The organism is Pseudonocardia petroleophila, from assembly GCF_014235185.1.
Lineage (GTDB): Bacteria > Actinomycetota > Actinomycetes > Mycobacteriales > Pseudonocardiaceae > Pseudonocardia > Pseudonocardia petroleophila.
On sequence record NZ_CP060131.1, the window covers coordinates 281,146 to 308,124 of the forward strand.

General features: G+C 73.7%; 18 protein-coding genes and 2 pseudogenes. 13 read left to right on the top strand and 7 right to left on the bottom strand.

Annotated elements, in window-relative coordinates; translation table 11 throughout:
- Positions 1-4: 4 nt before the first annotated feature.
- Positions 5-1,165 carry a DUF2254 domain-containing protein gene (locus tag H6H00_RS01380; RefSeq protein WP_185719578.1) on the bottom strand — a complete coding sequence of 387 codons (1,161 nt, stop codon included), beginning with the start codon at positions 1,163-1,165 and terminating at the stop codon, positions 5-7.
- A complete protein-coding gene (locus H6H00_RS32085) occupies positions 1,162-1,284 on the bottom strand; it encodes a hypothetical protein (protein WP_255425520.1) in 123 nt (40 codons plus the stop codon). The genes H6H00_RS01380 and H6H00_RS32085 overlap by 4 nt, the downstream gene beginning before the upstream one ends.
- Positions 1,285-1,486: 202 nt before the next feature.
- Here H6H00_RS32085 and H6H00_RS01385 point away from each other — a divergent pair, with 202 nt between their 5' ends.
- From H6H00_RS01385 to H6H00_RS32740, 7 genes and pseudogenes are all read left to right on the top strand, one after another.
- Entirely contained in the window at positions 1,487-1,729 is a 243-nt protein-coding gene (locus tag H6H00_RS01385; protein ID WP_185719579.1) for a hypothetical protein, read from the top strand.
- Positions 1,730-1,754: 25 nt separating this feature from the next.
- The gene (locus H6H00_RS01390) at positions 1,755-2,159 is read left to right on the top strand and encodes a YflT domain-containing protein (RefSeq protein ID WP_221775758.1); all 405 of its coding nucleotides are present in this window, start codon (positions 1,755-1,757) and stop codon (positions 2,157-2,159) included.
- A 97-nt stretch (positions 2,160-2,256) separates the two neighbouring features.
- Positions 2,257-2,925: a fasciclin domain-containing protein gene (locus H6H00_RS01395; RefSeq protein WP_185719580.1), complete on the top strand. Its 669-nt coding sequence runs from the start codon at positions 2,257-2,259 to the stop codon at positions 2,923-2,925.
- Between the two features lie 137 nt (positions 2,926-3,062).
- Positions 3,063-4,576: pseudogene (locus H6H00_RS01400) on the top strand (molybdopterin-dependent oxidoreductase).
- 252 nt (positions 4,577-4,828) lie between these two features.
- A complete protein-coding gene (locus H6H00_RS01405) occupies positions 4,829-7,189 on the top strand; it encodes a molybdopterin oxidoreductase family protein (protein WP_185719581.1) in 2,361 nt (786 codons plus the stop codon).
- Positions 7,186-7,671, top strand: coding sequence for a hypothetical protein (locus H6H00_RS01410; protein WP_185719582.1), 486 nt, complete (start codon positions 7,186-7,188; stop codon positions 7,669-7,671). The genes H6H00_RS01405 and H6H00_RS01410 overlap by 4 nt, the downstream gene beginning before the upstream one ends.
- Positions 7,672-7,695: 24 nt before the next feature.
- Positions 7,696-7,833 (top strand): annotated as a pseudogene (locus H6H00_RS32740) (AI-2E family transporter); the annotation flags it as partial.
- Between the two features lie 66 nt (positions 7,834-7,899).
- Here H6H00_RS32740 and H6H00_RS01420 read toward each other — a convergent pair.
- A complete protein-coding gene (locus H6H00_RS01420; RefSeq protein ID WP_185719583.1) occupies positions 7,900-9,279 on the bottom strand; it encodes a DUF2252 family protein in 1,380 nt (459 codons plus the stop codon).
- A gap of 136 nt (positions 9,280-9,415) precedes the next feature.
- Here H6H00_RS01420 and H6H00_RS01425 point away from each other — a divergent pair, with 136 nt between their 5' ends.
- On the top strand, positions 9,416-10,318 hold the full coding sequence (locus tag H6H00_RS01425; RefSeq protein WP_255425521.1) for a DMT family transporter: 903 nt from the start codon (positions 9,416-9,418) through the stop codon (positions 10,316-10,318).
- A gap of 18 nt (positions 10,319-10,336) precedes the next feature.
- Here H6H00_RS01425 and nrfD read toward each other — a convergent pair whose 3' ends face one another.
- From nrfD to fdh, 3 genes are read right to left on the bottom strand one after another with little or no spacing between them, the layout of a single operon-like run.
- Complete coding sequence (gene nrfD / locus H6H00_RS01430; protein ID WP_185719585.1) at positions 10,337-11,323, bottom strand: NrfD/PsrC family molybdoenzyme membrane anchor subunit; 987 nt, start codon at positions 11,321-11,323, stop codon at positions 10,337-10,339.
- Complete coding sequence (locus tag H6H00_RS01435; RefSeq protein WP_185719586.1) at positions 11,320-12,258, bottom strand: 4Fe-4S dicluster domain-containing protein; 939 nt, start codon at positions 12,256-12,258, stop codon at positions 11,320-11,322. The genes nrfD and H6H00_RS01435 overlap by 4 nt, the downstream gene beginning before the upstream one ends.
- Before the next feature lie 2 nt (positions 12,259-12,260).
- Positions 12,261-15,494, bottom strand: a complete 3,234-nt coding sequence (gene fdh, locus H6H00_RS01440; protein ID WP_185722082.1) for a formate dehydrogenase — start codon at positions 15,492-15,494, stop codon at positions 12,261-12,263.
- Positions 15,495-15,667: 173 nt separating this feature from the next.
- Between fdh and H6H00_RS01445 the strand changes: the two genes are divergently transcribed.
- Positions 15,668-17,824: a transglycosylase domain-containing protein gene (locus H6H00_RS01445; RefSeq protein WP_255425522.1), complete on the top strand. Its 2,157-nt coding sequence runs from the start codon at positions 15,668-15,670 to the stop codon at positions 17,822-17,824.
- Positions 17,825-18,170: 346 nt separating this feature from the next.
- On the opposite strand, the gene H6H00_RS32745 is transcribed toward H6H00_RS01445, so the two are convergent.
- Positions 18,171-18,329, bottom strand: a complete 159-nt coding sequence (locus H6H00_RS32745) for a YrhK family protein (protein WP_185719587.1) — start codon at positions 18,327-18,329, stop codon at positions 18,171-18,173.
- A gap of 510 nt (positions 18,330-18,839) precedes the next feature.
- Between H6H00_RS32745 and H6H00_RS01455 the strand changes: the two genes are divergently transcribed.
- From H6H00_RS01455 to mgtA, 4 genes are all read left to right on the top strand, one after another.
- A complete protein-coding gene (locus H6H00_RS01455; protein WP_255425524.1) occupies positions 18,840-20,186 on the top strand; it encodes a heavy metal translocating P-type ATPase in 1,347 nt (448 codons plus the stop codon).
- Positions 20,187-20,336: 150 nt separating this feature from the next.
- Positions 20,337-22,934, top strand: coding sequence for a bifunctional lysylphosphatidylglycerol flippase/synthetase MprF (locus H6H00_RS01460; protein ID WP_221775759.1), 2,598 nt, complete (start codon positions 20,337-20,339; stop codon positions 22,932-22,934).
- Entirely contained in the window at positions 22,931-24,241 is a 1,311-nt protein-coding gene (locus H6H00_RS01465; protein ID WP_185719589.1) for an alpha/beta hydrolase, read from the top strand. The genes H6H00_RS01460 and H6H00_RS01465 overlap by 4 nt, the downstream gene beginning before the upstream one ends.
- A gap of 63 nt (positions 24,242-24,304) precedes the next feature.
- The gene (mgtA, locus tag H6H00_RS01470) at positions 24,305-26,968 is read left to right on the top strand and encodes a magnesium-translocating P-type ATPase (RefSeq protein ID WP_255425525.1); all 2,664 of its coding nucleotides are present in this window, start codon (positions 24,305-24,307) and stop codon (positions 26,966-26,968) included.
- The last annotated feature ends 11 nt before the right edge of the window (positions 26,969-26,979 follow it).

Consider the following 26,979-nt stretch of genomic DNA (forward strand, 5'->3'; position numbering starts at 1 on the left):
CTGTTCACGCGGGCAGCATGCGCGCGCCGCGCTCGACCGCGGCGCGGTGGCAGGGCAGCGCGGCGTCGCGGAGGTCGACCAGCATCGAGTCGAGTCGCCTGCGGGTCTGGGGGTCCTCGCCGCCGTAGTGCACGATCTCCTCGAGCGCCAGGTGCAGCAGCCCGGGGAACGTCGGTGTCTCGGTGATCAGGCGCAGCGTCCCCTCGGCGTCGGCGAACCGCCCCGACGGCGTGGGACGGGTGGCGATCCGGCGCAGCAGGTCGTGCAGGTGGTCGATCGCCTGGGCCGCTGTGGTCGGGTCGTTGAGCGAGGGCGACAGTGCCCGTTCGGCGATGTCGACGAGCTGCCGGAACCTCAACGTCACATCCTGCTCGTGGGTGCGCTCGGTGTCGAAACTCACGTACCGGCCCAGGTCGTGGGAGCAGTGCCCGTGCACGGCGATCAACGGCGCTCCCTCGGGCAGGAAGTCGCCGACCGCCGCGAGCATCGTGGACACCGCATCGCAGCGGGTGGCCCGGTCGACCAGTGCGCGGCGGTCGACCGCGACGATCACCCCGTGCCGTGCCGCGCGGACGATCCGGTCCGGCGCCCCCGCGGGACCGGCCGTCGTCGGCTCCGGCCCTTCGGTCGGGAAGGACGCGTCGAGTGCGGCCCGGGTCGCTCCCGCGATCCGCTCGACGATCTCGGCGATGCGGATCGAGTTGGCGATGTGGTGGATGTAGGCGATGAAGAAGGCGACGCTGGTGAGCACCAGCAGGAACGCCACCGTGATGCCGAGAGCAGGCACCACGGCACCCGACTCCGACGTCCCGCGCACCGCGCGCTGCAGCACCATCGCGTAGGTGAACGTCGCGACGAAGATCCCGAGCGTCCACTGGATCAGCCGGTCGCGCAGGAAGTCGCGCATCACCCGCGAGGTGAACTGGCCGGCTGCGAGCTGCAGCGCCACGATCGTGATCGAGAACACCAGGCCGGTGATCGAGATCATCGCCGAGGTGATCGAGGACAGGAAGCTCCGCGCGCTCTCCGGCCCGCCGGGGAAGACCGACGACTCGGGGACGAGGCCCTCGACCTCGGGCAGCAGCAACGCGAGCGTCAACGCCACCAGCACGCACACGGCCGGGACGAGCCAGAACGTGTTGCGCGACCAGATCAGCACCCTCACCGGGACGCCGCCGGACCGAGGGCGACGACGCCCTCTCGGGCCGTCGCGCCGTTGCCGCCGACCGGCGCCGTCAGGCGCAGGTCACCGATCACGCCGTGGTCCACGATCCGCCCGGGCATCGGGCACCTCCTCAATCGACGACCCCTGTGTATCACTCTTGCCGGACCACAACCGTTGCCGCGCGGGGCCTACACGTGTCGCGCACCGCACGCACATCGGTGAGCCGGCCGGGACGCGAGCAGTCCGCGGGCTAATTGTGCTCTTAGGCAAGCGTTGCGTTCTTGTAACCGAAAGCTCTGCCATGCCGGGTACCAAGGAGTCATGAGCGCTTCGAACGCCCGCGATCCCGAGCGGCTGCAGACCCCCGGCCGCGGACTGGTCCGGGCGAAGTGGGCCGCGGGTGCGGTCTCCCTGGTCGCGCTGGCCGGGATGTTCGTGACCTCGCTGCACCGGGCGCCGAACCCGGCCTTCTCGACACTCACCGCGGCCGCTGCGCTCGCGCTGGCCGTCGCCATGGCGGCCGGGGTGTGGCGCCGCCGACGCCGACCGCCGCACCGCCGATGAACCACACCGATCTCAGGAGCATCTCGTGCAGAACCCCAGCAAGGTCGTCGCCACCTACCGCGACTACGCCGACGCCCAGCGGGCCGTGGATGCGCTGGCCGACCAGCACTTCCCGGTCGGTGGCCTCGCGATCGTCGGCGCCAACCTGCAGTCCTACGAGCAGATCACCGGACGGCGCGGCTTCGCCCGGGCAGCCGGCTCCGGGTTCACCAGCGGCGCCCTCACCGGCGCACTCATCGGCTGGCTGCTCGGCATCTTCAACATCGCCCAGCCACTGGTGTCGGCGCTGGTGATGGCCCTGTTCGGGCTCGTCCTCGGTGGCGTCGTCGGGCTGGTCTCGGCCTGCTCGCCCACCTGGCCACCGGCGGACGCCGGGACTTCTCCTCGGTCTCCTCGGTCCGGGCCGAGCACTACGACGTGCTGGCCGTGACCGAGATCGCCGACGAGGCCGAGTTCGCGATCCGGGAGGTGAAACCCGCCGGTACCTGAACCGATCCGTCCGAACCGCTCGACGAAAGTGAGCCGAAGTGAAGCACCTTCCACGCCTGGCCGCGGTCGGCGCCACCGCCGCGCTGACCATCGCCCTCAGCGGGTGCGGCAACAGCGAGGAACCCGCCGCCGACCCGACCACCCCCGTCCCGAGCAGCAGCCCGAGCGCCACCCCGACCACCGGTGCCGACGAGCAGGGTGTCACCGCGATCTCCGACATCTACGGACCGGCGTGCGCGCAGGTCCCGGCCGAGGGCGAGGGGTCCGCGGAGGGCATGGTCGACGACCCGGTGGCGACCGCCGCGGGCAACAACCCGCTGCTCGGCACGCTGGCCCAGGCCGTCGAGGCGGCCGGGCTGGTCGACACCCTCAACGACCCCGAGGCGTCCTACACCGTGTTCGCCCCGGCCGACGCGGCGTTCGAGGCGCTGCCCGCCGGCACCCTCGACGCTCTGCTCGCCGACCCCCAGGGTCGGCTGACCGAGATCCTCACCTACCACGTCGTCCCGGAGCGCTACGACGCCGAGGGACTCGCCGAGGCGGGCACCGTCACCACCGTGCAGGGCGATCAGCTCGTCGTCTCCGGTGAGGCCACGGATCTCGTGATCGACGAGCAGGAGCAGGCCGCCGTGCTCTGCGGCAACATCCCGACGGCGAACGCCACCGTCTTCGTGATCGACAAGGTGCTGATGCCCCCGGCCCCCTGAGTTGATCACGTGCCCCGCGCGGGCGGCCCGTCGTCGGGCCGCCCGCGCACCCATCGACACCGGAGCCTCCGCTCGACACCGGAGCCTCCGCCCATGCCGTCCCCTGCCTGCGCCCGATCCATGCCGCACCCGTCGGGCTGCTCGCCGTCGCCTCGGCCCTCGCCGCGGGCCACCTCGTCGCCGGGCTGCTGCTGACCCCGTCCGGCTCCCCGTTCCTCGCCGTCGGCAACGCCGCGATCGACCGCACCCCGACCCCGGTGAAGAACTTCGCCGTGCAGCAGTTCGGCACGAACGACAAGCTCGCGCTGCTGGTCGGGATGGCCGCCGTCATCGCGCTCGTTGCCGTCGCCGCCGGGCTCCTGTCGCGGCGCACACCCGTACCCGGCCTCGTGATCGTCGGGCTGCTCGGTGTTCTCGGCCTGCTCGCGGCAGCCGAACAGGCCGCGTCCGCACCCGCCGTCCTGGCCCCGCTCACCTCCCTCGCCGTCGGGCTCGGGCTCTTCCGGGGACTGCACGGGTTCGCCCGCTCCACGCGGCGCGAGCCGGCACCGGACCGGCGCCCACGCGTGCCGCGGCGCGAGTTCATCGTCGCATCCGGGGCGGTCGCGGCCGGGGCCGCGGTGATGGGGGTCGGCGGCGAGCTGCTGTCGCGCCGCGTCGACGTCGCCGCCTCCCGCGCCGCCGTCGGCCCGCTCGTCCCCGCCGCACCCTCCCCGCCGATCCCGGCCGGGGCCGCCTTCCCCGAGCTGGGCACCCCCACCTTCCTCACCCCGGCCGCCGAGTTCTACCGCGTCGACGTCAACCTCACCGTGCCCCAGCTCCGCGCCGAGGACGCCCGGCTGCGGATCACCGGCCTGGTCGACCGCGAGATCGAGCTCACCTACGACGACGTCCGCGCCCACCGGCTCGTCGAGCGCCCGATCACGATGACCTGCGTGTCCAACTACGTCGGCGGCCCCTACGTCTCCACCGCCGCGTTCATCGGCGTCCCGCTCACCGACCTCCTGCTCGAGGCCGGCGTCCGGCCCGAGGCCACCCAGCTGATCGGGCGCTCCGTCGACGGGTTCACCATCGGCACCCCGCTGCGCCGGGTGCTCCAGGCCGAGGACCGCGCGATGCTCGCCATCGGCATGAACGGCGAGCCGCTGCTGCCCGAGCACGGGTTCCCCATGCGCACCGTCATCCCCGGCCTCTACGGCTACGTCAGCGCGACCAAGTGGGTCACCGAGCTGGAGCTCACGACGTTCGACGTCGACCCCTACTGGGAGCAGCGCGGCTGGGACGGCGACCCCGAGGGCATCGTCACGATCAAGACCTCCTCCCGCATCGACGCGCCCGGCCCGTTCGAGCAGGTCCCCGCCGGGGAGGTGACCTTTGCCGGCACCTCGTGGGCGCAGACGATCGGGATCGAGCGCGTCGAGATCAGCATCGACGAGGGGCCTTCGAGGAGACCGAGCTGGGCGCTGAGGTCAACGTGGACACCTGGCGCATGTGGCGGGCCCGCCGCACCCTCGAGCCGGGGCTGCACACCGTGACCGTCCGCGCGACGGACCGGTCCGGCCACACCCAGACCGCGGACCGCGTCGGCCCGATCAACCCGGGCCCCGACGGCTCCACCGGCCCGCACAGCATCACGTTCACGGTGGCCTGACGCGCGGCACAGCTCGGCCCGCCCGCAACCCCGACCGCGCGGGCCGACGGGTACGCGCAATCGTTGAAGTCATCCGGCCGGCCGGGTCCTCCCCCACGTGTCGTGGTGGTCTGGCCACCCGCCCCCGGCAGCGGCAAGGCCGTCGGCCGCTTCGTGATGCAGGGCGCGGCACAGCCCCGAGCGCCACCGCGCCGCGGTCGTTTGCCGTGACGCAATCATGGGCACTGTTTCGGTGAGCACGAGGAGGCACTGATGACCGAACGCGACGCCATCGCCAAGCCCTGGGGAGCCCGAACCCCCTTCCGGCCGGGTGAGCCGTGGCCTGACCGCGTCGACATCCATCTCGCCGGCGGTGTCGACCCGGACGACGTGCAGCGCTGGGTGCGCACGGCGTCGATGCTGCACTCCAACGGCGACGCGATGGACATCGCCGTGGTGGACGGCCGGATCGTCGGCGTCCGCGGCCGGGTGGAAGACCGGGTGAACCACGGCCGGCTGGGCCCGAAGGACCTCTACGGCTGGCAGGCCAACGGTTCACAGGACCGGCTGACCCGGCCGCTGGTGCGCGTCGACGGCGGGCTGGTGGAGACCGACTGGGACACCGCGATGGACCGCGTCGTGACGCGGTCCACGCAACTCCTCGACGAGCGCGGGCCCTCGTCGATCGGCTTCTACACCACCGGCCAGCTCATGGCCGAGGAGTACTACACGCTGGCCGCCATCGGGCACGGCGCCATCGGCACCAACCACATGGACGGCAACACCCGGCTGTGCACGGCCACCGCCGCCGCCGCGCTGAAGGAGACCTTCGCCTGCGACGGGCAACCCGGCTCCTACACCGACGTCGACCACGCCGACGTCATCGCGCTGTTCGGGCACAACATGGCCGAGACCCAGACGGTGCTGTGGATGCGCATCCTGGACCGGCTCGCAGGCCCGCAACCGCCCCGGATCGTCTGCGTCGACCCCCGCGACACCCCGGTGGCGAAGGCGGCCCGCGACAGCGGCGGCGTGCACCTCGCGCCGCTGCCCGGCACCAACGTCGCGCTGATGAACGCGCTGCTGCACGAGATCATCGCCAACGAGTGGGTCGATCCCGACTACCTCGACGCGCACACCGTCGGCTACGCCGAGCTGCGGGCGCAGGTCGAGGGCTGCACCCCGGAGTGGGCGGGCGGGATCTGTCGCCTCGATCCCGCCGAGATCCGCGCGGCCGCGCGCGTGCTCGGGGAGGCGGAGCGGCTGCTCTCCACCGTCCTGCAGGGCTTCTACCAGTCCCACCAGGCGTCCGCCGCCGCCGTGCAGGTCAACAACCTGAACCTGGTGCGCGGCATGCTCGGCAGGCCCGGGTGCGGGATCCTGCAGATGAACGGACAGCCGACCGCGCAGAACACCCGCGAGTGCGGCGCCGACGGCGACATGTCCGGGTTCCGGAACTGGGCCAACGACGCGCACGTGGCCGACCTCGCGCGGCACTGGAACATCGACCCGATGCAGATCCCGCACATGGCCCCGCCCACGCACGCGATGCAGATGATCCGGTACTGCGAGGAGGGCAGCATCGGGATGCTGTGGGTGTCGGGCACCAACCCCGCCGTGTCCCTGCCCGACCTCTCGCGGATCCGGTCGATCTTCTCCCAGGACCGGCTGTTCCTGGTGGTGCAGGACATCTTCCTGTCCGAGACCGCCCAGCTCGCCGACGTGGTCCTGCCCGCCGCCACGTGGGGGGAGAAGACCGGGTGCTTCACCAACGTCGACCGCACCGTCCACCTCTCGGACAAGGCGGTCGAGCCGCCCGGGCAGGCCCGGCCCGATCTCGACATCTTCCTCGACTACGCCCGCCGGATGGACTTCCGCGACCGGGACGGACAGCCGTTCCCGGCGTGGCACGACGCGGAATCCGCCTTCGCCGCGTGGGCCGCCTCCACCGAGGGGCGCCCGTGCGACTACACGGGCCTGTCCCACGAGCGGCTGCGGGCGGCGCCATCCGGCATCCAGTGGCCGTGCAACGCCGAGCATCCCGACGGCACCGAGCGCCTCTACGTCGACGGCCGGTTCTGGAGCGCGCCGGACCACTGCGAGAGCTACGGACGCGACATGGTCACCGGCGCGCCGCTGTCCCCGACCGAGTACCGCGCCCTCAACCCGGACGCGAAGGCCGTGCTCAAGGCGGCCGAGTACCTCCCGCCGCACGAACCGCCCGGCCCCGAGCACCCCTTCGTCCTGATCACCGGGCGGACGATCTACCACTTCCACACCCGCACCAAGACCGGCCGCGCCCCGGAGCTGCAGGCCGCGGCGCCGCGGGTCTGGGTCGAGTGCTCCCCCGCCGACGCCGGGCGCCTCGGGCTCACCGACGGCGACCTCGCCGAGGTGGCGACGCCGCGCGGCACCCTCCACGCCCACGTCCGCATCACCGGGATCCGCGACGGCGTGCTGTTCGTGCCGTTCCACTACGGCTACTGGGACACCCCCGGAGGCTCCGCGCCCGACGGGGGCCCCGGCCGCGCGGCCAACGAGCTGACCGCCACCGACTGGGACCCCGTCTCCAAGCAACCGCTGTTCAAGACGGCGGCCGCGAGCATCACCCCCGTCGAGGGAGGACAGCGATGAGCAAGCTGCCCCTGGTGCTGCGGGAACTGCACCGCTCCGAGACCAGCCTCGCCCGCGACCTGCTCGCCGTGGCCGACCGGCACCAGGTCGACCACGAGATCTTCCACGTCGGCCGCGACATCGCCGCCTGGTCGCAGACCCACGTGCGCCTGCTCTCCGAGATCGGCCACGACCACGGCCTGGAGCTCGACCCCGCGCCCCGCTGGACCGTCCCTGCGCTGTCCTCGCTCACCCGACGGCTCAGCACCGCCACCGTCCACCGACCCGAGTCCGGACTGCTGCTGCTCGCCGACCTGCGCCGGGTGCACCGCAAGGCCGCGGGCGTCTCACTGGACTGGGAACTCCTCGCCCAGTCGGCCCAGGCCATGCGGCAGGGCGAACTGCTCGCCCTCGCGCAGTCCTGCCACCCCCGGACCGTTCGCCAGATGAAGTGGGCGAACGCGCACCTCAAGGCCAGCTCGCCCCAGATCATCGCGTCATGACCGCACCACCGCGCGGTCATCATCGTGCAGCAGGTCGACGGCAACCTGGTGCAGCCGCTGGTGATGGGCCGGGCCACCCGGTTGAGCGCGTTCACCGTCATCGTCGCCGTGACCGCGGGCGCCGCACTGCTCGGCGTGCTCGGGGCCTTCCTCGCGGTCCCGACGGCGGCCTGCCTGGCCCCAGGCCGCCGCCTTCGGCCGCGAACACCGTTCCGATCCCTGATCCCGTCAGCCGGCATCCCAGTACCGGAACGCGCCGTGGCTCTGGTCCTCGCAGAACATCCGGTGGTCGGCGTAGACCCGGCGGGCGGCGAACTCGGCGAACTCCACCACATCGGAGCAGAACAGCTCCGGGGTGATCGAGGACAGGATCCGCGTCTCGGCGCTGCCCTGCATGATCCCGGTCTCCGCATCGGAGCGGGCGTGCGGCTGCGCGAGCGCCTGGCCGCACACGTGGGCGTAGGAGACCATCCCGTCCAGGTCGAGATCGGCCACCGAGATCCCGTCCTTGTACGGGCTGCGCTCCCGGGCCAGGAAACTCCGGCCCTCGATCTCGGCGAACCCGTAGAGCGGGTCACCGTTGACCAGGTGCACCTCGTGCGCGGTGACGATCCGCCGGGCCGACTCCTCGTCACCCTCCACCGTGCTCACGTCGTTGACCGGCACCAGCCCGTGCAGCGCCGAGCGCCGCGCCTTCTTGAACTCCAGCACCACACGACTGCCCGGCTCGGCGTCCCAGCCCTGCAGCAGCACCCAGTACCGGTCCAGCCCGAGACTGCCCGTGCCGCTGCCCTTCTTCCGGGCCACGTCGAGCACCCGGAAGAACGACTTCGGCCGCGCCACCCCACCGAGGTCGTTGTCTTTCACATAGCGGTCGACGACCTTCTGGAACCCGGCCACGTGCGAGGAGTGCGGCACCCGCTTGCGGCTGGGCCGGAACCGCCCGGTCTCCGGGTCGACGTAGCGGGCCAGAAACGCGCTGCGGCCGGTCATCGACCGCTCCAGCAGATCTCGGATGATCTTCGGGCTCGTGTCGTGCCGGAACTGGAACGTGCTGGACCGGTCGTCGATCGAGTAGGCCCGCAGCGCCGTGAGATAACCGTCCACGAACGACCGCACGACGCGGCGCCGGTCGCGCCTGCGCTCACCGTTCTCCGCGGCGGCGATCCAGAAACCCACCGCACCACGCTTCACGTCATAGGAGAACGGGGCGGCCCACGCCTCGTCGAAGTCGTTCACCCCGAAGAACGGCGCCCCGTCGGAGTTCACCATCACCCCGAAGTTCTCGGGATGGACGTCCCCGATGGTGAACACGATCGGCAGCTGACCGTCGGTGCCGGCGTGGTCGCGGTAGTACAGCAGGGCCGTGCCCCGGAAGAAGGTGAAGGCGTCACCCGCCAGGGTGTCGAACTTGAGCTGCGCCCCATCGGGCCGGTTCTCGATCCGCGACCGATGGTCCTCCAGCAACGTCTGCCGGACGTGGATGCGTCGCTCGTGCGCGGTGAGCTGCAGCGGCGGGGTCTCCACGCTGCCCCGGGCCCGACGCTCGGCGTACTCCCGGAACTGCGCCGATCGGTCGTGCCGGACGAACTCCTCGTTGACTGCCATACCCCTACAGTGCCTCACACCGGCGGCGCTTCGCCAATTGTTGTCATGTCACAATCGTTGCGTTTACCCATCCGGTTGCGCCCGGGCCGGGATGGGTAGCCTGTACGGTGACCGGCGGAACGAACAGCGTCATCGCGTGGTGAGCGTCGTCCTGGCGGTGCTGGCCGCGGCGGCCAGTGCGGTGGCCGCAGTGCTGCAGCGCAAGGCCGCCAGCACCGAGTCCCGCCGCCGCGCGGCCGGGCCCGGCCTGCTGCTCGACCTCGCGTGCAAGCCGGTATGGCTGGGCGGGGTCGCCGCCATCGTCGTCGGCTTCGGGCTGCACGCCGCCGCGCTGGCGACCGGCCCGATCATCCTGGTCCAGCCCATCCTGGTCCTGGAGCTCGGCTTCGCCCTGCTGTTCGCGGCCGCGGTGTTCCACAGCAGGCTGCACACGCGGGAGTGGACGGCGATCGCGGGGATGACCGTGGGGCTGGCCCTGCTGCTGTTCTCGCTGCACCCGTCCGGCGGTGACCCCGGCACGGCATCCGCGGCGGCCTGGGCGGTGGGGATCGCGATCACTCTCGCCGTCGCCGGGCTGTTCGGGTGGCGGGCGCACCGCAGCCCGGACAGTCCCCGCACCACGGCCCGCCGCCCCGCCTACCTCGGGATCGCCACCGGGCTCGGGTTCGGACTCACCGCGACCCTGGTCGCCGCGGTCTCCTCCGCACTCACCGACCGCGGGATCACCGGGGTGCTGACGACCTGGCAGACCTACCTACTCGTCGTGCTGGGACCGCTGGTGTTCTTCTCCCTGCAGCGCACCCTGCAGGCCGGCCGGCTCGTGGTGTCCCAGCCCGCGATCACCCTCACCAACCCGGTCGTGGCGTTCGGGTTCGGGGTTGGGATCTTCGGGGAGGACGTACGGACCGGTGCGTGGCTGATCGGGGCGCTCGCCGGGTTCGCGCTGGTCGCGGGCTGCACCGTGGCGCTGGCCCGGTCGCCGCTGCTGCACGACGCCCCGGTCGCGCGCGCCGACCGGGGCGGGCCGCCGTCCGTCTGATCCGGTCGCTCCTGCGCGCTACTCCTCGCGGGCTTCCCGGCGTCGGCGCTGGGCGACCACGGTGTAGCGGGGGTCGCGCGCCGACTGCTGGCCCGCGTGGAAGATCCCGAAACGGGTGCACGCGGAGCCGGCGAGCAGGGCGGCGCCCGCGAGCGCCGATCCCGCGCGACTGCGGCGGCCTGCGACGGCGGCCAGCGCCGCTCCGCCCGCGGTGAGGACACGGGCCGCGGAGCGGTAGGTGCCCGCGCGCCCTTCCCGCATCGGTTCCGCCGAGAGGCCCATCGCCGACTCCATCCGGGCGCTCATCGCGAGATCGAGCACGGCGCCGCCGACGGCCATCCGCCGGGCCGCACCCGCGTGGGCCGTCGGCGTCGCCAGCATCGCCATGCCGCCCGCTGCGGCGGCGGCGCTGCCCACGAACACGAACGGCAGGTCCCGGCGACCGTCGTGCCATGCCGGCGTGGCGGTGTCGGACAGCAGTACCGCGGTGTAGGAGGCGACCGCGGGACCGAGCAGCGCCGCGACCGCCCCCGCGGCCCGGCCCGCGCCGGGCAGGGCCCGCCCGACCGGCCCGTCCGCGACGGCCCGCGGTAGGAGCCGTCCCGCCTCGGCGACCGCGGCCAGCCCGGCCATCGGCCCGTAGGCGGTCAGGATCCAGGTCCCGACGCTCATCGGGGAGGTCACCTTCGCGACGCGCAGCATGTGGTGGAACCGGGCGGGTCTGCCGAGGTCGTGCACCAGCGCGGCGAGGCTGCCCAGGATGGCCACGAGGGCGGTGACCCGGGTCGGGCGGCGCAGGGCGGTGTTGCCGGCCAGGTCGGCCCCGGCCGCCAGCAGCGAGGACGCGCCGGCGAGGCCCCCGAGGAACAGGTACGCCGGGATGTCGGCCGTCCACGGCGAGGCCTTGACGATCGGGCGCCCGTAGTAGGAGGTGAACGTCGCCTCGGGCACCATCGCCCGGTCGCGACGGCGGCTCTTCCGGGTGCCCGGCTGGGTGGCAGTCATCGGCGCGCACCCCCGGCGAACGCGGCGACGGCCCCGGCCAGCAGCGTCGCCGCGGCCAGCGCGGCGCCGCGCCACATCTGCGGCAGGTCCCTGGTGGTCACGACGGGATCCGGTGGTAGCCCGTAGACCTCGGGCTCGTCGAGCAGCAGGAAGAACGCGCCCGTGCCGCCCACCCCGTCGTCGGGGTCGTGGCCGTAGAGCCGGGCGTCCGCGACGCCGGTCCCGTGCAGCGCGGCCACCCGCGCGTCGGCCCGCTCGCGGAGCTCGTCGAGGTCGCCGAACTGGATGGACTGCGTCGGGCAGGCCTTCGCGCAGGCCGGCTCCAGGTCGCACTTGAGCCGGTCGTAGCACAGCGTGCACTTCTGGGCCAGGCCCACCGCGTCGTCGCCGGCGGGGCCTTCGCGGCGCTCGATCACGCCGTACGGGCAGGCGGGAACGCAGTAGCCGCAGCCGTTGCAGATGTCGTCCTGCACGACCACGGTGCCGAACTCGGTGCGGAACAGCGCCCCGGTCGGGCACACGTCCAGGCAGGCCGCGTGGGTGCAGTGCTTGCACACGTCGGACTCCATCAGCCACCGGAACGGCGTGCGCTCCTCGGCGGGGGTGTCCGCTCCTGGCCGGGTCATCGCGGGCATGCCGAGACCGACGGCGGGGGCGCCCGCGGAGTCGTCGTTCGGGGGGGACTCGGGGGGCTTGCCCTCCGAGGGTTGCTCGATGAACGCGACGTGGCGCCAGGTCGAGGCGCCGAGCCCGACGCTGTTGTCGTAGGAGTGGCCCGTGAGCGTCATGCCGTCCTCCGGCACCGCGTTCCACTCCTTGCACGCCACCTCGCAGGCCTTGCAGCCGATGCAGACGCTGGTGTCGGTGAAGAAGCCCTTGCGCGCGGGCGGGTCGACGTAGCCGACCGCCGTGGCCGGATCCTGGTGGTTGCTCATGGTCAGACCTCCGTGCCGGTGGACTCGTCGATGCCGGCGCGGCGCCGGTACCCCTCGACGAACGTGAGCAGTGCCGGGCCGCGGGGGCGGCGGCCGGGCACGATGTCGCAGCTGGCCGCCTTCGTCTCCTGGATGTGCACGTTCGGGTCCAGCGCGATCGACAGCAGCTCGTTGGCCGCGTCGCCGGTGCTCAGGCCGTTGGGTCCCCAGTGGTAGGGCAGCCCGATCTGGTGCATCTCCCGGCCGCCGACCCGCAGCGGGGTCATCCGCTCGGTCACCAGCACCCGCGCCTCGATCGCCGACCGCGCCGACACGACGGTGGCCCAGCCGAGGTGCTCCAGCCCGCGCGCGGCCGCCAGCTCCGGGCCGACCTCGCAGAAGAACTCGGGTTGCAGCTCGGAGAGCAGGTGCAGGAACCGGCTCATCCCGCCCGCGGTGTGATGCTCGGTGAGCCGGTAGGTGGTGAAGACGTACGGGAACACCTCGCTGCCGGGGCGGCTGCCCGACGGCGCGTAGCGGTTGTCACGGCGGGAGTAGGTCTGGCGGGCCGGGTTGGACTGGTGCGGGTAGAGCAGGTTGTCGAACGGCGACTCCTCCGGCTCGTAGTGCGCGGGCAGCGGGCCGTCGGTCAGCCCGGCGGGCGCGTAGAGCCACGCCTTCCCGTCACCCTGCATGATGAACGGCTCGGTGCCCGCGATCGCGTCCTGCGCCGTCGCCCCCTCGGGCGGCAGGTAGTCGGGGCGCTTGTCGGCCTGGAAGTCCGGGACGTCGTGCCCGGTCCAGCTCCCCTGCTCCTCGTCCCACCACACGTAGGCCTTGCGCTCGCTCCACGGCTTCCCGGCGGGGTCGGCGGAGGCCCGGTTGTAGAGGATGCGCCGGTTCGCCGGCCACGCCCATCCCCACTCCGGCGCCACCCAGCTCTGCTCGGAGCCGGGCGTGCGCCGCGCGGCCTGGTTGACCCCGTCGGCGTAGACCCCGGCGTAGATCCAGCACCCGCACCGGGTGGACCCGTCGGCGGCCAGCCCGGTGTAGCCGGGCAGCGGCGCGCCGTCGGCGTCCCAGCCGTTGATCTCGGCCAGCACCGCCTCGGCGTCCGGCTCGGCTCTCGGCCCTTCGGTCGGGTAGTCCCAGGTCAGGTCCAGCAACGGGCGGTCGCGCTCGTCCGTGGACCCGGCCAGCTTCTCGCGGATGATCCGGCCCAGGTGGTAGTAGAACCACAGCTCGCTGCGAGCGTCGCCGGCCGGCTCGACGGCCTGGTGGTGCCACTGCAGCATCCGCTGGGTGTTGGTGAAGCTGCCCTGCTTCTCGGTGTGCGCCGCGGCGGGCAGGAAGAACACCTCGGTGCCGATGTCCTCCGTGCGCAGCTCCCCGGTCTCGATCTCCGGGCCGTCCTTCCACCAGGTGGCGCTCTCGATCATGACGAGGTCGCGCACGACGAGCCAGTCCAGGTTCGCCATGCCCAGGCGCTGCATCTTCGCGTTCGCGGAGCCGACGGCCGGGTTCTCCCCCACCACGAAGTACCCGCCGCCGCCCTCGTCGATCTGGCGCATCACGGTGCTGTAGGTGCCGTGGTCGCCGGTGAGGCGGGGCAGGTAGTCGAAGCAGAAGTCGTTGTCCGCCGTCGCCGCGTCGCCCCACCAGGCCTTGAGCAGGCTCACGGTGTAGGCCTCCATGTTGCCCCAGTAGCCCTTCGTGCCCGCGTCGGCGGCCACGAAGTCGGCCAGCGTCTGGCCCGGGTGGGCGTGCGGCATCGGGATGTAGCCGGGCAGGATGTTGAACAGCGTCGGGATGTCGGTGGAGCCCTGGATGCTGGCGTGCCCGCGCAGCGCCATGATGCCGCCGCCGGGGCGCCCGATGTTGCCCAGCAGTCCCTGCAGGATCGCCGCGGCCCGGATGTACTGCGCGCCGACGCTGTGGTGGGTCCAGCCCACCGCGTAGACGAACGCCGAGGTCCGCTCCCGCCCGGAGTTGCGGGTGAGCGCGTCGGCGACCTGCGCGAACAGCTCCGGCGGGACGCCGCAGATTTCCTGCACCATCTCGGGGGTGTAGCGGGCGAAGTGCCGCTTGAGGATCTGGTAGACGCAGCGCGGGTGCTGGAGCGTGGGGTCCACGGTCGGGCTGCCGGTCAGGCCGGGCCCGCCGCTGCCGTGCGAGTCGCCGTGCGCGGTGCCGGTGCGCTTGGCGTACTGCGCGTCGCGGTGCCCGGCGGCCGCCGACTCCTGAACGCCGTCGTACTGCCAGCTGGCCGGGTCGTAGGTGTGGCCGTCCGGGTCGAAGCCGGAGAACAGCCCGTCGAGGTCCTCGGTGTCGCGGAAGTCCTCCCCGACGATCGTGCCCGCGTTGGTGTAGGCCACCACGTACTCGCGGAAGTCCTTCTCCTCGGTGAGCACGTGGTTGATCAGCGCGCCGAGGAAGGCGATGTCCGAGCCGGCGCGCAGCGGCACGTGCAGGTCCGACACGGCGCTGGTGCGGGTGAACCGGGGGTCGACGTGGACGATCGTGGCGCCGCGCGCCTTGGCCTCCATCACCCACTGGAACCCGACCGGATGGCACTCGGCCATGTTGGAGCCCTGGATCAGGATGCAGTCGGCGTTCTGCAGGTCCTGCTGGAACGTGGTGGCGCCGCCGCGGCCGAACGAGGTCCCCAGACCGGGGACGGTGGAGCTGTGTCAAACACGGGCCTGGTTCTCGATCTGCACGGCCCCCAGCGCCGTGTAGAGCTTCTTCATGAGGTAATTCTCCTCGTTGTCGAGGGTCGCTCCTCCCAGGCTGGCCAGGCCCATCGTGCGCCGGGTCCGGGCACCGTCCTGCTCCCACTGCCAGGTCTCGCGGCGGGTCGCGATGACCCGGTCGGCGATCATGTCCATGGCGGTGCCGAGGTCCAGCTCCTCCCACTCAGTGCCGTGCGGGCGCCGGTACCTGACCTTGTGCTCCCGGCCGGGGTGGGTCACGAGCTCCTTGCTCGCCGAGCCCTTCGGGCACAGCCGCCCGCGCGACACCGGGCTGTCCGGGTCGCCCTCGATCTGGGTGACCCGGCCGTCGGTGACGTAGACCTGCTGCCCGCAGCCCACCGCGCAGAACGGGCAGATGCTCTTCACCACGCGGTCCGCGGACGCGGTGCGAGGGGTCAGCTCCAGCGCGTAACGGGACTGCGCGGCGGGGCCGCGGGCCGACCGGTCCGCGCCGCGCAGCTGGCGCAACAGCGGCCAGTCACCGAGTGTCCGGCTCAGGTCCATGAAGTCCTCCGTGAGGTCGCGATCCCCGCTCGTCGTGTTCACGGTACTCGCAACGGTTGCTGTGACGCATCTTCCGGTTCGGCCGGTCGACCTCACTCGTCGCTGCGACAGAACAACCGTTGCGCCTGGCACACTGCGTGCGACGACACCCGTCGAGTCGGAGGAGGTCCCCGGTGCCCGTTCGACCCTCGCCCGAGGGGCGGCACCGGCTGTGCCCGCCGCCGGCCGTCCGGACGAGACACCTGATCCGCACGGTGACGGCCGCGTCGACACCGGTCGTCACCGTCATCGTCGTCGCCGGCACCCTGCTCGCGGCCCTGCTGGTCATCCCGGCCGCCGCGCTCGCCCGGGTCGCCACGTCACCCCTGTCCGGGATCGGCGCACCGATCGGCCTGCCCGACCCCGCCGACACGCCCCTGGCCACGGTGATCACCGACCGCACCGGCGAGCCGATCGCGCGGCTCTACGACCAGTTCCGCGTCCCGACCGACCCGGACGACATCGCCGACACCATGAAGGCCGCAGTGGTCGCCATCGAGGACCGGCGGTTCTTCTCCCACGGGGGCGTCGACTGGCGGGGTGTCGCCCGTGCCGTCGCGAGCAACCTCGCCACCAGCGGCGCGGCGTTCGACGGGCAGGGTGCCTCGACGATCACCATGCAGTACGTCAAGAACCACCGCCTCTACGCCCTGGCCGACGACCCGGCCGAGCGGGACGCGGCCGTCGCCGACACGCTGGACCGCAAACTCCTCGACGTCACCGTGGCCCTCGCACTGGAGGACCGCCTCACCAAGGACGAGATCCTGGCCCGCTACCTCGACACCGTCTACTTCGGCAACGGCGCCTACGGGGTGGCCGCCGCGGCACGTACCTACTTCGCCACCACCCCCGCCGAGCTCACGCTGCCCCAAGCCGCGCTGCTCGCGGCCGTCGTGAAGGCGCCGTCCGATTTCGACCCGGTGGACGAACCAGCAGCCGCGCTCGCTCGCCGCGACCTGGTCCTCTCGGCGATGGTCGAGGTCGGCTCCATCACCCCGCACCAGGCGGACGCGGCCCGCACCACCGGCCTCGGTGTCGTCGAACCACTGGCCCAGGTCGAGCGGGGGTGTGTGGCCGCTGACCCGGGTACCGGGTTCTTCTGCCGTTACGTGGTGGACCACCTCGAGCGGCGGGGCCTGGACGCGGAAGAGCTGCGCACCGGCGGCTACACGATCCGCACCACGCTGGACCCCCGCGCCCAGCAGGCCGCCGTTCGCGCCGCCGAGCAGCAGGTCCCGCCCGGGACCACCGACGGGATCGCCAACGCCGTGGCCGTCGTCGCGCCGGGCCGCGACGCCCACCGCGTGCTCGCGCTCGCCGCCAACCTCGACCTCGGCCCGGACGCCGCCCGGGGGCAGACGGCCTACGCCCTACCTACCACCGCCGTCCCCTACGGCGCCGGGTCGATCTACAAGATCTTCACCGCGGCTGCCGCGCTGGAGGCCGGGCTCGGTATCCGCAGCGAGGTACCCGCCCCCGAGCGCTACACCTCAGAGGTGTTCACCGACGGGGGGGAGCCCTACACCGTCACCGGCGACGGCGGGGCAGCCGACGACATCACCCTGCAGCGCGCACTGGCCCTGTCACCGAACACCACCTTCGTCGCGCTGCTCGACGAGCTGGGCAGCGTCGACCCCGTGGTGGACATGGCCTACCGGCTCGGTATGCGCGAGAGCCTCGGACTGGCCGCCGACGGCGGGCGCACCGTCGGCGAAGCCGTCCGGGCGCAGGAGCAGGCGTCGTTCACCCTCGGCCCGGTGCCCGCGATCCCGCTGGAGCTGGCGAACGTCGCGGCGACGCTGGTCAGCGGCGGCGTCTGGTGCCCGCCGACGCCGATCGTCGAGGCCACCGACAGGACCGGTGCACCGGTGCCACTCCCGCGAACCCCGTGCGAACAGGCCGTGCCCGAGGCGCTCGCCGACACCCTCGCCGTGGGGCTGTCCGACGACACCACCCTGGGCACCGCCGCCGACGCCGCCGACGCCGCGGGCTGGGACCGCCCGATGATCGGCAAGACCGGCACCACCCAGAACAACCGGTCGGCCGGGTTCGTCGGCGCCACCCCGCAGCTCGCCGCCGCCGTACTGACCTGGTCGAACGCAGACCCACCCCGGCCGGTCTGCGCGGGCGACCCACCGCACCTGTGCACCTCCGGCACCCTCTTCGGAGGCACCGTGCCCGCCGAGACCTGGTTCGCCACCATGTCACCGCTGCACGACGATCTCCCCGTCGCCCCACTGCCCGAACCGGACCCGGCCCTGCTCCACGGCCGCATCGCCGACGCCGGCTGAGAGACCTCCGCCGCCCCGCGTCGGTGTCGTACGTGCGCCGGAGCGGTCACGAGCAGTGCGGTCGCGGGTAGCCGGACTCGACGCGACCCGCCGACGATGCGGCCACCACAACAGGAGCCGATCACGAACCCGCACGGACTACCGCCGGACGGCGCCGCGCGACCGTGTCGGGCGAGGCTCGATCCGGGCCGGTACACCTGCTGGACACCCGCCCGCAGGCTCCGCAGTGACGACCGCCGGGCTCCTGCGCCAGCCCGGTCGGGCCGAGGAGACCGAGCCGGCCGAACGCACTCGCCCCCGGCCGGGAACGCCGCCTACGGCGGCCCGCTGGTCGCGTCGGAACCACTCACGGGCTCCTCCTCGACGTGCCCTCGAGCTCATGGCGCCCGTACGCGATCAGGGCGCTCCCGACGTTGCCGATCAGCATGCCCGCCGAGCCGACGATGAACAGCCACACGGCGGTGAGCTGCAGAAGGCCGTCGTAGAGAAACAGGATGCTGCCCACGAAGAACGCCGTACACGTAGGCCTCGGTCTCGTACTCCTCGTACATGTCGTACTGCACGGGCGGGACCCCCTCCTCCTCGGCGAAGCGGAGGTACTGCCCTACCGTGCCTACCACCCGGACGACCTGTCCTTGCACGACATCGGTCGGCGCGGCCGTCTGCACGAGCAGGCTGTCCTCCCCGTACTCCTGCCCGGCCAGCTCGAAGCTGGTCGGGTCGAGGACGTCGGTCACCTCCGCGCTGACGGAGGATCGGTGATGGTCCGCAATGCGCAGTTCGCCTGGTCCGACCCCGTGCCGGGCGGTGTCGTCTACCCGGTCGGATCCGACGCCGCCCTGCAGGTCACGATCATCAACGAGGAGTCCGCCGGGCTCGACGACGGCGACCGGCTCGTGGCGGTGTCCAGCCCGGTGGCCGGCGACGGTCGGATCCCGCAAGACCGGCACGCTGACGGCGGGCCGGCCGGTCGTGGTGGAGGTCGCCACCGCGCCCCGGGTGGCGGTCGGACGACGTGCTGGCCCTGGCCGCGTCGGCCGACCAGCTCTCCCCGCACGTGCTGGCCGGGGCGGTCGTGGCGGCGGCCCGGGCCCGGGGCCTGCCGCTGACGATGCCCGGGGAGGTCGCCGAGCACCCCGGCCGGGGCGTCCGCGCGCAGGTCGACGGGCGGACCGTGGAGGTCGGGAGGCGCCCGGGACCGGCCCCGGAGGCCGGCTGGGCCCGCACGGTGCTGGGCCGCGCGGTGCTCGACGGCACCGCCGTCTCCTGGGTCACCGTCGACGGCGACGTCGCCGGGGCCGTCCTGCTGCGCGACCCGCTGCGCCGCGACGCCCCGCGCACCCTGCGCCGGCTGCGGGCCGCCGGGTTCCGCAGGCTCGTGCTGCTCACCGGGGACCGTGCCGAGCCGGCCCGCGAGATCGGCACCGTGCTCGGGCTCGACGACGTCCGCGCCGGGCAGTCCCCCGCCGACAAGGTCGCCGCGGTGCGCGCCGAGGGCGAGCGGGACGTCACCGTCATGGTCTGTGACGGCGTCAACGACGCCCCCGCCCTGGCCGCCGCGACCGTCGGCGTGGCGATGGGCGCGCGGGGTGCGACCGCGTCGTCCGAGGCGGCCGACGTCGTCCTCACCGTCGACCGCCTCGACCATCTCGCCGACGCCATGGAGATCGCCCGGCGGGCGCGCCGGATCGCGGTCCAGAGCGCCGCGGTCGGGATGGGACTCTCGCTCGTGGCGATGGGGTTCGCCGCGGCCGGTGTGCTCCCACCGGCGGCGGGGGCGCTGCTGCAGGAGGGCATCGACGTCGCGGTGATCCTCAACGCGCTGCGGGCGCTCGGCCCCGGACACGGCACGACCCACCCGCTGGCGCCGGGAACCGAGCGGCTGCTGCACCGCTTCTCCGCCGAGCACGGCACCCTGTCCGCCGCGCTGCCCCTGCTGCGGGCCGCGGCGAGCCGGCTGGTCACCGACCCGGGACCGGACGCGCTCCACGCCGTCCGCCGCGCCCACGCCGTGCTCGTCGCGGAGATCCTGCCCCACGAGCGGGCCGAGGAGACCGAGCTCTACCCCGCCCTCGCCGCGCCGCTGGGGCCCGAGGCCACCGCCCCGATGAGCCGCGCCCACGCCGAGATCGAGCGCCTCGCCGCGCGCCACGGGACCCACCTGGCCCTCGCCGGCGACGCGGCCCGGCCCGACGGCGCCCGCCCCGACGGCGCCCGGCCCGACGGCGTGCTGCCCTACGACCGGCTCGAGGACGTCCTGGCCATCCTGTACGGCCTGCACACCGTGCTGCGGCTGCACTTCGCCCAGGAGGAGCAGAACTACTTCACCCTGGCCGCGACGGCGCCCGGCGAGATCGGCTGACCGACCGTTCCGTCCGCCCGGTGACGGAGCCGCGCGCGTGGCTCACCCGATGGGAGGGACGACGTGCACCAGGATCGGGGTGCGGGCGGCGGCGCCCAGAGGTGGGTCCCGTCCGGGGGAGGAATGAACTCCGGGGGAGGAATGAACACGGTGCGTGACGACAGGACGGCGGTCGCGACGGGGGCGGCCGTGGATCGGGTGCTCCCCCGCGCCGGGCGGCGGATCCGGCGGGCCGCGTCCGCGCGTCCGGTGACGGTCGCGTTGCTGGTCGCGCTGTGGACGGTCGGGGTGGTGAGCGGATCGATCCTGGCCGGGCCGGCGCCGAACCTGCTCGCGGGTGCCGGGATCGGGCTCGCCCCGGTGGCGGCCGGTCGCTGGTGGGTGGTGGCCACGGCACCGTTCCTGGCTCCGGACCCGGTGGATTACCTGTGGTCGTCGGTCGAGGTGGCCGTGCTGGTAGGGCTGGCCGAGCGGGTGCTGGGCTCGGCCCGGGTGGCGGCGCTGGCGGCGGTGGTCCAGGTGGCGGGCGGCCTGCTGGGTCTGGCGCTGGTGGCGGGGATCGGGATGCTCGGGGGGCGCTGGGCCGCGCAGCTGGAGGGCGCGGTCGCGGTGGGGCCGACACCGTTGGCGCTGGGCTGCGCGCTCGCCGCGACGGCGATGCTGCCGGCGCTGTGGCGTCGCAGGCTGCGGCTGCTGCTGCTCGTGGTGCTGGCAATGCTGGTGCTGTACTCGGGCCTGCTGTCGGACGTGCTGCGACTGTCCGCGGGGGTGGTCGGGCTGGTCGTCGGTGCGATGTGGGCGGCGCGGCGGCGCGCCGCGGCGGCGGCCGGGGACCGGGGCCGGGGCGCGGGGCGGCCGGCGGCGCCGTCGCGGCGGGAGTCGCGGGTGCTGGTGGCACTGGTCGTGGCCGCGTCGGCGATCGGGCCGTTGCTGGCGGTGCTGGCCGAGACGCGGGTGGGGCCGCTGTCGGTGCTGCGGTACGTCTTCGCCTCTCCGCCACCGGACGTGGCGACGGTCGACCAGCTGTGCGGCGACCCGACAGCGGTCGTGGAGTGCGCGCAGCTGCGCGGCCGGTTGCGGCTGTCGGGCGTCGGACCGGCCGTGATGTCGGTGATGCCGGTCCTGCTGCTGCTGGTGGCGGCGGAGGGGCTGCGCCGCGGGCGGCGCGCGGCGTGGATCGCGGCGCTGGGCCTGAACCTGGGCCTGGCCGCACTGGGCCTGCTCCTGGCCGCGGACACCGCGGCGACACCGGTCGAGCAGCGGGTGGTGCTGGGCCCGGGGACGCACCTGCACAGCTGGGTGGAGCTGGGGTTGCCCGCCGTCCAGCCCCTGCTGGTGGCCGTGCTGCTGGTGGTCGCGCGGTCGCGGTTCGGGGTGCGGGCAGCACCGGGGACCTACCGGCGGTGGGTGGGGCGGATCGGGGTCGCCGCGGTCGTGACCGCGGCCGGGTACGTCGGCGGGAGCCTGCTGGTGGCGGGGGACTACGTGCCGCCGCCGTCGCTGCCCGACCTGCTCGTCGACCTGCCCACGCGCTACCTGCCGCCGGGGTACCTGGGTGAGCTGGAGCCGGCGTTCCTGCCCCGGGGTGCGGTGGCGACGCTGCTGTTCGAGTGGACGGGCACGGTGTTCTGGGCCGTCGTGCTGGCGGCCGGGCTGGCGACCTTCGCGCGGGAGGCCCCGCCGCACGAGCGCGGTGACCTCGACCGGTTGCGCGCGCTGTTGGCCGGCACGTCGGGCTCGTCGCTGGCGCACATGACGACCTGGCCGGGGCAGTCCTACCTGTTCGTCGACGACGGGGCCGGTCGCGACGCCGCCGCAGTGGCGTTCCGGGTGCTCGGCGGGGTGGCGCTGACGACGGGCGGCCCGGTCGGGGAGCCGCGCCGGCATCCCGCCGCGGTCGCGGCGTTCGCCGAGGAGTGCGCGCGGCAGGGCTGGACGCCGTGCCTCTACAGCGTCGACGAGACGGTCGCGACGGCCGCGCGCGGGCTGGGCTGGAGCGCTGTGCAGGTGGCCGAGGAGACGGTGGTGCCGCTGGCCGGGCTGGTGTTCACCGGGAAGAGATGGCAGGACGTGCGGACCGCGCTGAACAAGGCCGGCCGGGCCGGGATCACCGCGCGGTGGCTGGCGTGGTCCGACGCGCCGCGCTGGATGACCGAGCAGGTGCGGGCCGTCTCCGAGGAGTGGGTGGCCGACCGGGGGCTGCCGGAGATGGGGTTCACCCTCGGCGGGCTCGACGAGCTGGCCGACCCTGCGGTGCGGCTCATGCTGGCGGTCGACGGCGACCGCACCGTGCACGGCGTGACGAGCTGGATGCCGGTGCACCGCGACGGGGCGCTGGTCGGGTGGACACTGGACTTCATGCGCCGCCGGTCCGAGCGAGGTGGGACGGTGGGGTTCCGCGGGGTGATGGAGTTCCTCATCGCGTCGACGGCGCTGCGCGCGCAGGCCGACGGGGTGGAGTTCCTGTCGCTGTCCGGGGCGCCGCTGGCCCGCCTGGACCGCGGTGCGCAGGTGGACGCGCTGCAGCGGCTGCTCGACGTGGCCGGCCGGTCGCTGGAGCCTGTGTACGGGTTCCGGTCGCTGCTGGCGTTCAAGGCCAAGTTCTCCCCGCGCTACCGGCCGCTGTTCATGGCCTACCCCGACCCGGCCGCGCTGCCCGCGATCGGCGCCGCGATCGGGCGGGCGTACCTGCCCGACGCGGGCCCACGCCAGCTCGCCCGGCTGCTGCGCCACGTGGTCGCGCGGTGAACGTCGCGCGGGTGCTGGACGCCTCGCTGCTCGACGGACCGCTGCCCTGGGTGCTCACCGTCGCGGGTGCGCTCGGTGCGGCGTGGCTGCTCGCCGGCCGCGGGCGGGCGTGGTGGCTGCGCCGCGTCCCGCTGGCCCTGGGGATCGGGGCCGTGGTCGCCGTACTGGTGACGGTGGTGGTCGACCTGGTGTGGCGGCCGTTCCCGGACCCGCTGCCGGTCTCCGCGGTGGTCGCGGTCGGGGTGGTCGCGGCAGCGGTCGGGCTGGCGGTGCTCGGCGGGCGGCGCCGCGGGGTGCGGGGCCGCGCCGGGTCGGTGGTCGCGCTGGTCGCGGTGGTGCTGCTGGCCGCGCAGTCGCTGAACGGGGTGTACCGGGAGTACCCGACGCTTCGCACGGTGCTGGGCCTGCCGCCGGTGGACCAGGTGCCCTTCACCGACGTGGCGCTGCGCGTGCCGCTGATGCCGGCGAAGCCCGGGCGGCCGCTGGACCGGGCGTGGACCGCACCCGCGGACCTCCCGCCGGGCGGGGTGGTGACCGAGGTCGACATCCCCGGCCCGGCGTCGGGGTTCGTGGCCCGCCCGGCGATGCTGTACCTGCCTCCGGCCTACCTGACCAGCCCGCGCGCGGAGCTGCCGGTGCTGGTGCTGATGGCCGGGCAACCGGGTGGGCCCCGGGACTGGCTCGACGGCGGGATGCTCGCCGCGCGGCTGGACCGCTACGCCGCGGCGCACGCCGGGCTCGCGCCGGTGATCGTCGTGGTCGACGACCTCGGCGCCCCGCTGGCCGACCCGCTGTGCGTCGACTCCCCGCTGGGCAACGTGGCCACCTACCTGACCGTCGACGTCCCGGCGTGGGTCCGGTCGACCCTGCAGGTGGTCGACGACCCGCGGGTCTGGGCGGTCGGCGGGTTGTCCAGCGGCGGCACCTGCTCGCTGCAGATGGCGGTGAACCACCCGGAGGTCTACCCGACGTTCGTCGACATCTCGGGCGAGTCCGAGCCGACACTCGGGGACCGGGCCCGGACCGTCGCCACCGTGTTCGGCGGCGACGAGGCCGCGTTCGCCGCGGTGAACCCGCTCGACGTCATGGCGACCCGGCGGTTCCCCGGCACGGCCGGCTTCCTCGTCGGCGGCGCGCAGGACCCCGTCTACCTCCCGCAGGCCCGGCAGGTGCTCGCAGCCTGCCAGGCGGCCGGGATGGACGTCCGGCTGCTGGTCCTGCCCGGCGGGCACACGTTCGAGGTCTGGGGGCCCGGCCTGGAGGCCGCGCTGCCGTGGCTGGGTACCCGCCTCGGGATCACCGGGTGACGCATCGCAATGGGGTCGTTGTGCCCTTCCGACGACCGGCAGGCGGGCTCCAGGGTGGGACCGGTGAGCGTGGTCCCGGAGCGCAGTACCGATCGGGTCCGGGACATCCCGGTCCGCGAGGCCGCGTCCCGCACCGCGGACGACGTGCTCGCGGCCCTCGGGTCCGGACCGGCCGGCCTGGCCCCCGCGGACGTGGCCGCGCGCCGGGCCGCCGTCGGGCCCAACACGGTGCGCGTCCGCCGGGCGCGGGCGCTCGCGGTGCTGGCCCGGCAGCTGCGCAGCGCCCTGCTCGTCCTGCTGCTGGGCACCGCCGTCGTCTCGTTCGCCGTGGGTGAGCGGATCAACGCGGTGGTCATCGGCGTGATACTGGCCGCCGGCGTGGGTATCGGCTTCGCCAACGAGTACCGGGCCGAGCGCACGGCCGAGGCGTTGCACCGCTCGATCCGGCACAGGGCGAGGGTGGTCCGGGACGGATCATCCGCCGACGTCGACGTCGCGGACCTGGTGCCCGGTGACGTCGTCCGGCTGGTCATGGGCGCGGTGGTGCCCGCCGACCTGCGGCTGCTCGAGTCGCGCGGCCTGGAGTGCGACGAGGCCGTACTCACCGGGGAGACCGTCGCCGTCCGGAAGTCCGCCGTACCGACGGCGCCCGGGACGGCGTCGGCCGAACTGGCCTCGTGCGCGTTCATGGGAACGGTGGTCGGCGCCGGAGCCGGCACGGGCGTGGTCGTGACCACCGGGAAGCGCACCGAGTTCGGCCGGATCGCGCTCGGGCTGGCCGAGCGCGAGCCGGAGACGGCGTTCCAGGCCGGCCTGCGCCGGTTCTCGCTGCTGTTGCTGCGGGTGGCCGGCGTGCTGATGGTGATCGTCCTGGCGATCAACGTCATGCTCAACCGGCCGCTGCTGGATGCCGTGCTGTTCTCCCTGGCCATCGGGGTCGGGATCACCCCGCAGCTGCTGCCGGCCGTGGTGAGCACCGGGCTGTCGGTCGGGTCGCGGCGGCTCGCGGCGCGCAAGGTGCTCGTCAAGCGGCTGGTCTGCATCGAGGACCTCGGCGACATGGACGTGCTGGTCACCGACAAGACCGGCACCCTCACCGAGGGGCGGATCACGTTCAGCGCGTCACTGGACCCGTCGGGACACCCGGACCCGGCCGTGCTGGCGCTGGGCCTGCTCGCCACCGAGACCGACGGCTCGGTCGGGTCGAACGCCATGGACGCGGCACTGCAGGCCGTCGCGCCGGCCGGGGACCGCCCGCGGCCGGTGGCGTCGGTCCCCTTCGACCACGAGCGGCGGATGACGTCGGTCCTCGTCGACGCGGACGGCGTGCGGATGCTGGTCGTCAAGGGCGCCCCGGAGTCCGTCCTGGCCCGCTGCCGGGACCTGCCGCCGGGCGCAGAGCAGGCGCTCGACGCGCAGTTCTCCCGCGGGGCGCGGGTCGTGGCCGTGGCCTGGCGCCCGATGCCCGGCCACCAGCGGGTGACCGCGGCCGACGAGCGCGATCTCGACCTGGCCGGGTTCCTCGCCTTCCTCGATTCGCCGAAGGCGGACGCCGCGCAGGCCCTGGCCACGCTCGCCGCCCTCGGGATCGCGGTGAAGGTCGCCACGGGCGACAACCCGCTGGTCGCGCGGCGGGTGTGCGCCGAGCTCGGCCTGGGCTCCGCCCGCGCGCTCACCGGTGCCGATCTCGACACGCTCGACGACGCGGCCCTGCGGGCCGCGATGCGGGAGGTGACGGTCTTCGCGCGGGTCTCGCCCGAGCACAAGGCGCGCCTGGTCCGGCTGATGCGCGCCGACGGGCACGCCGTCGGCTTCCTGGGCGACGGGGTCAACGACGCGCTCGCCCTGCACGCCGCGGACGTCGGCCTCTCGGTGGACACCGCGGCCGACGTGGCCAAGGACGCGGCCGACGTCCTGCTGCTGGAGAAGGACCTCGGCGTGCTCGCCGACGGGGTGGCCGAGGGGCGGCGGATCTTCGCCAACACCATCAAGTACGTGCTGATGGGCACGTCGAGCAACTTCGGCAACATGTTCAGCGCCGCCGCGGCGTCGGCCGTGCTGCCGTTCCTGCCGATGCTGCCCTCGCAGATCCTGCTCAACAACCTGCTCTACGACGCCGGGCAGCTCACCATCCCGACCGACCGCGTCGACGCCGAGCAGCTGCTCCGGCCCTCGCACTGGGACATGCGCATGATCCGGCGCTTCATGCTGATGTTCGGCCCGGTCAGCTCGCTGTTCGACTTCCTCACCTTCGGGATCCTGCTCGGGTTCTTCACCGCCGGGCCGGAGCTCTTCCGGTCGGGCTGGTTCGTGGAGTCGCTCGCCACGCAGACCCTCGTGATCGTCGCCATCCGGACGCGGCGGGTTCCGTTCTTCCGCAGCAGACCCAGCGGTCCGTTGCTGGCCTCGGCGATCGCGGTGGTCGCGGTGGCCGCCGCGGTGCCCTACAGCCCGCTCGCCGGGCTGCTCGGCTTCACGGCGCTGCCCGCGGGCCTGCTGGCCACCATCGTCGGCCTGGTGCTGCTCTACCTGGTGCTGATCGAGGTCGTCAAGAAGGCCTTCTACGCCGAGATCGTCGAACCGACGCACCCGGTGCCGCAGCGGGGCCGGCCGCACCGCGTCGCCCGACGGCTGAGCCGCTTCACCCATGGCGGGCCGGCGCGGTCCCGGCGGGCCGCGGACCGTCGACCGGTGGGTGGTGGACCACCCGCGGGGCGGAGCCGATGAGAACGGCGACG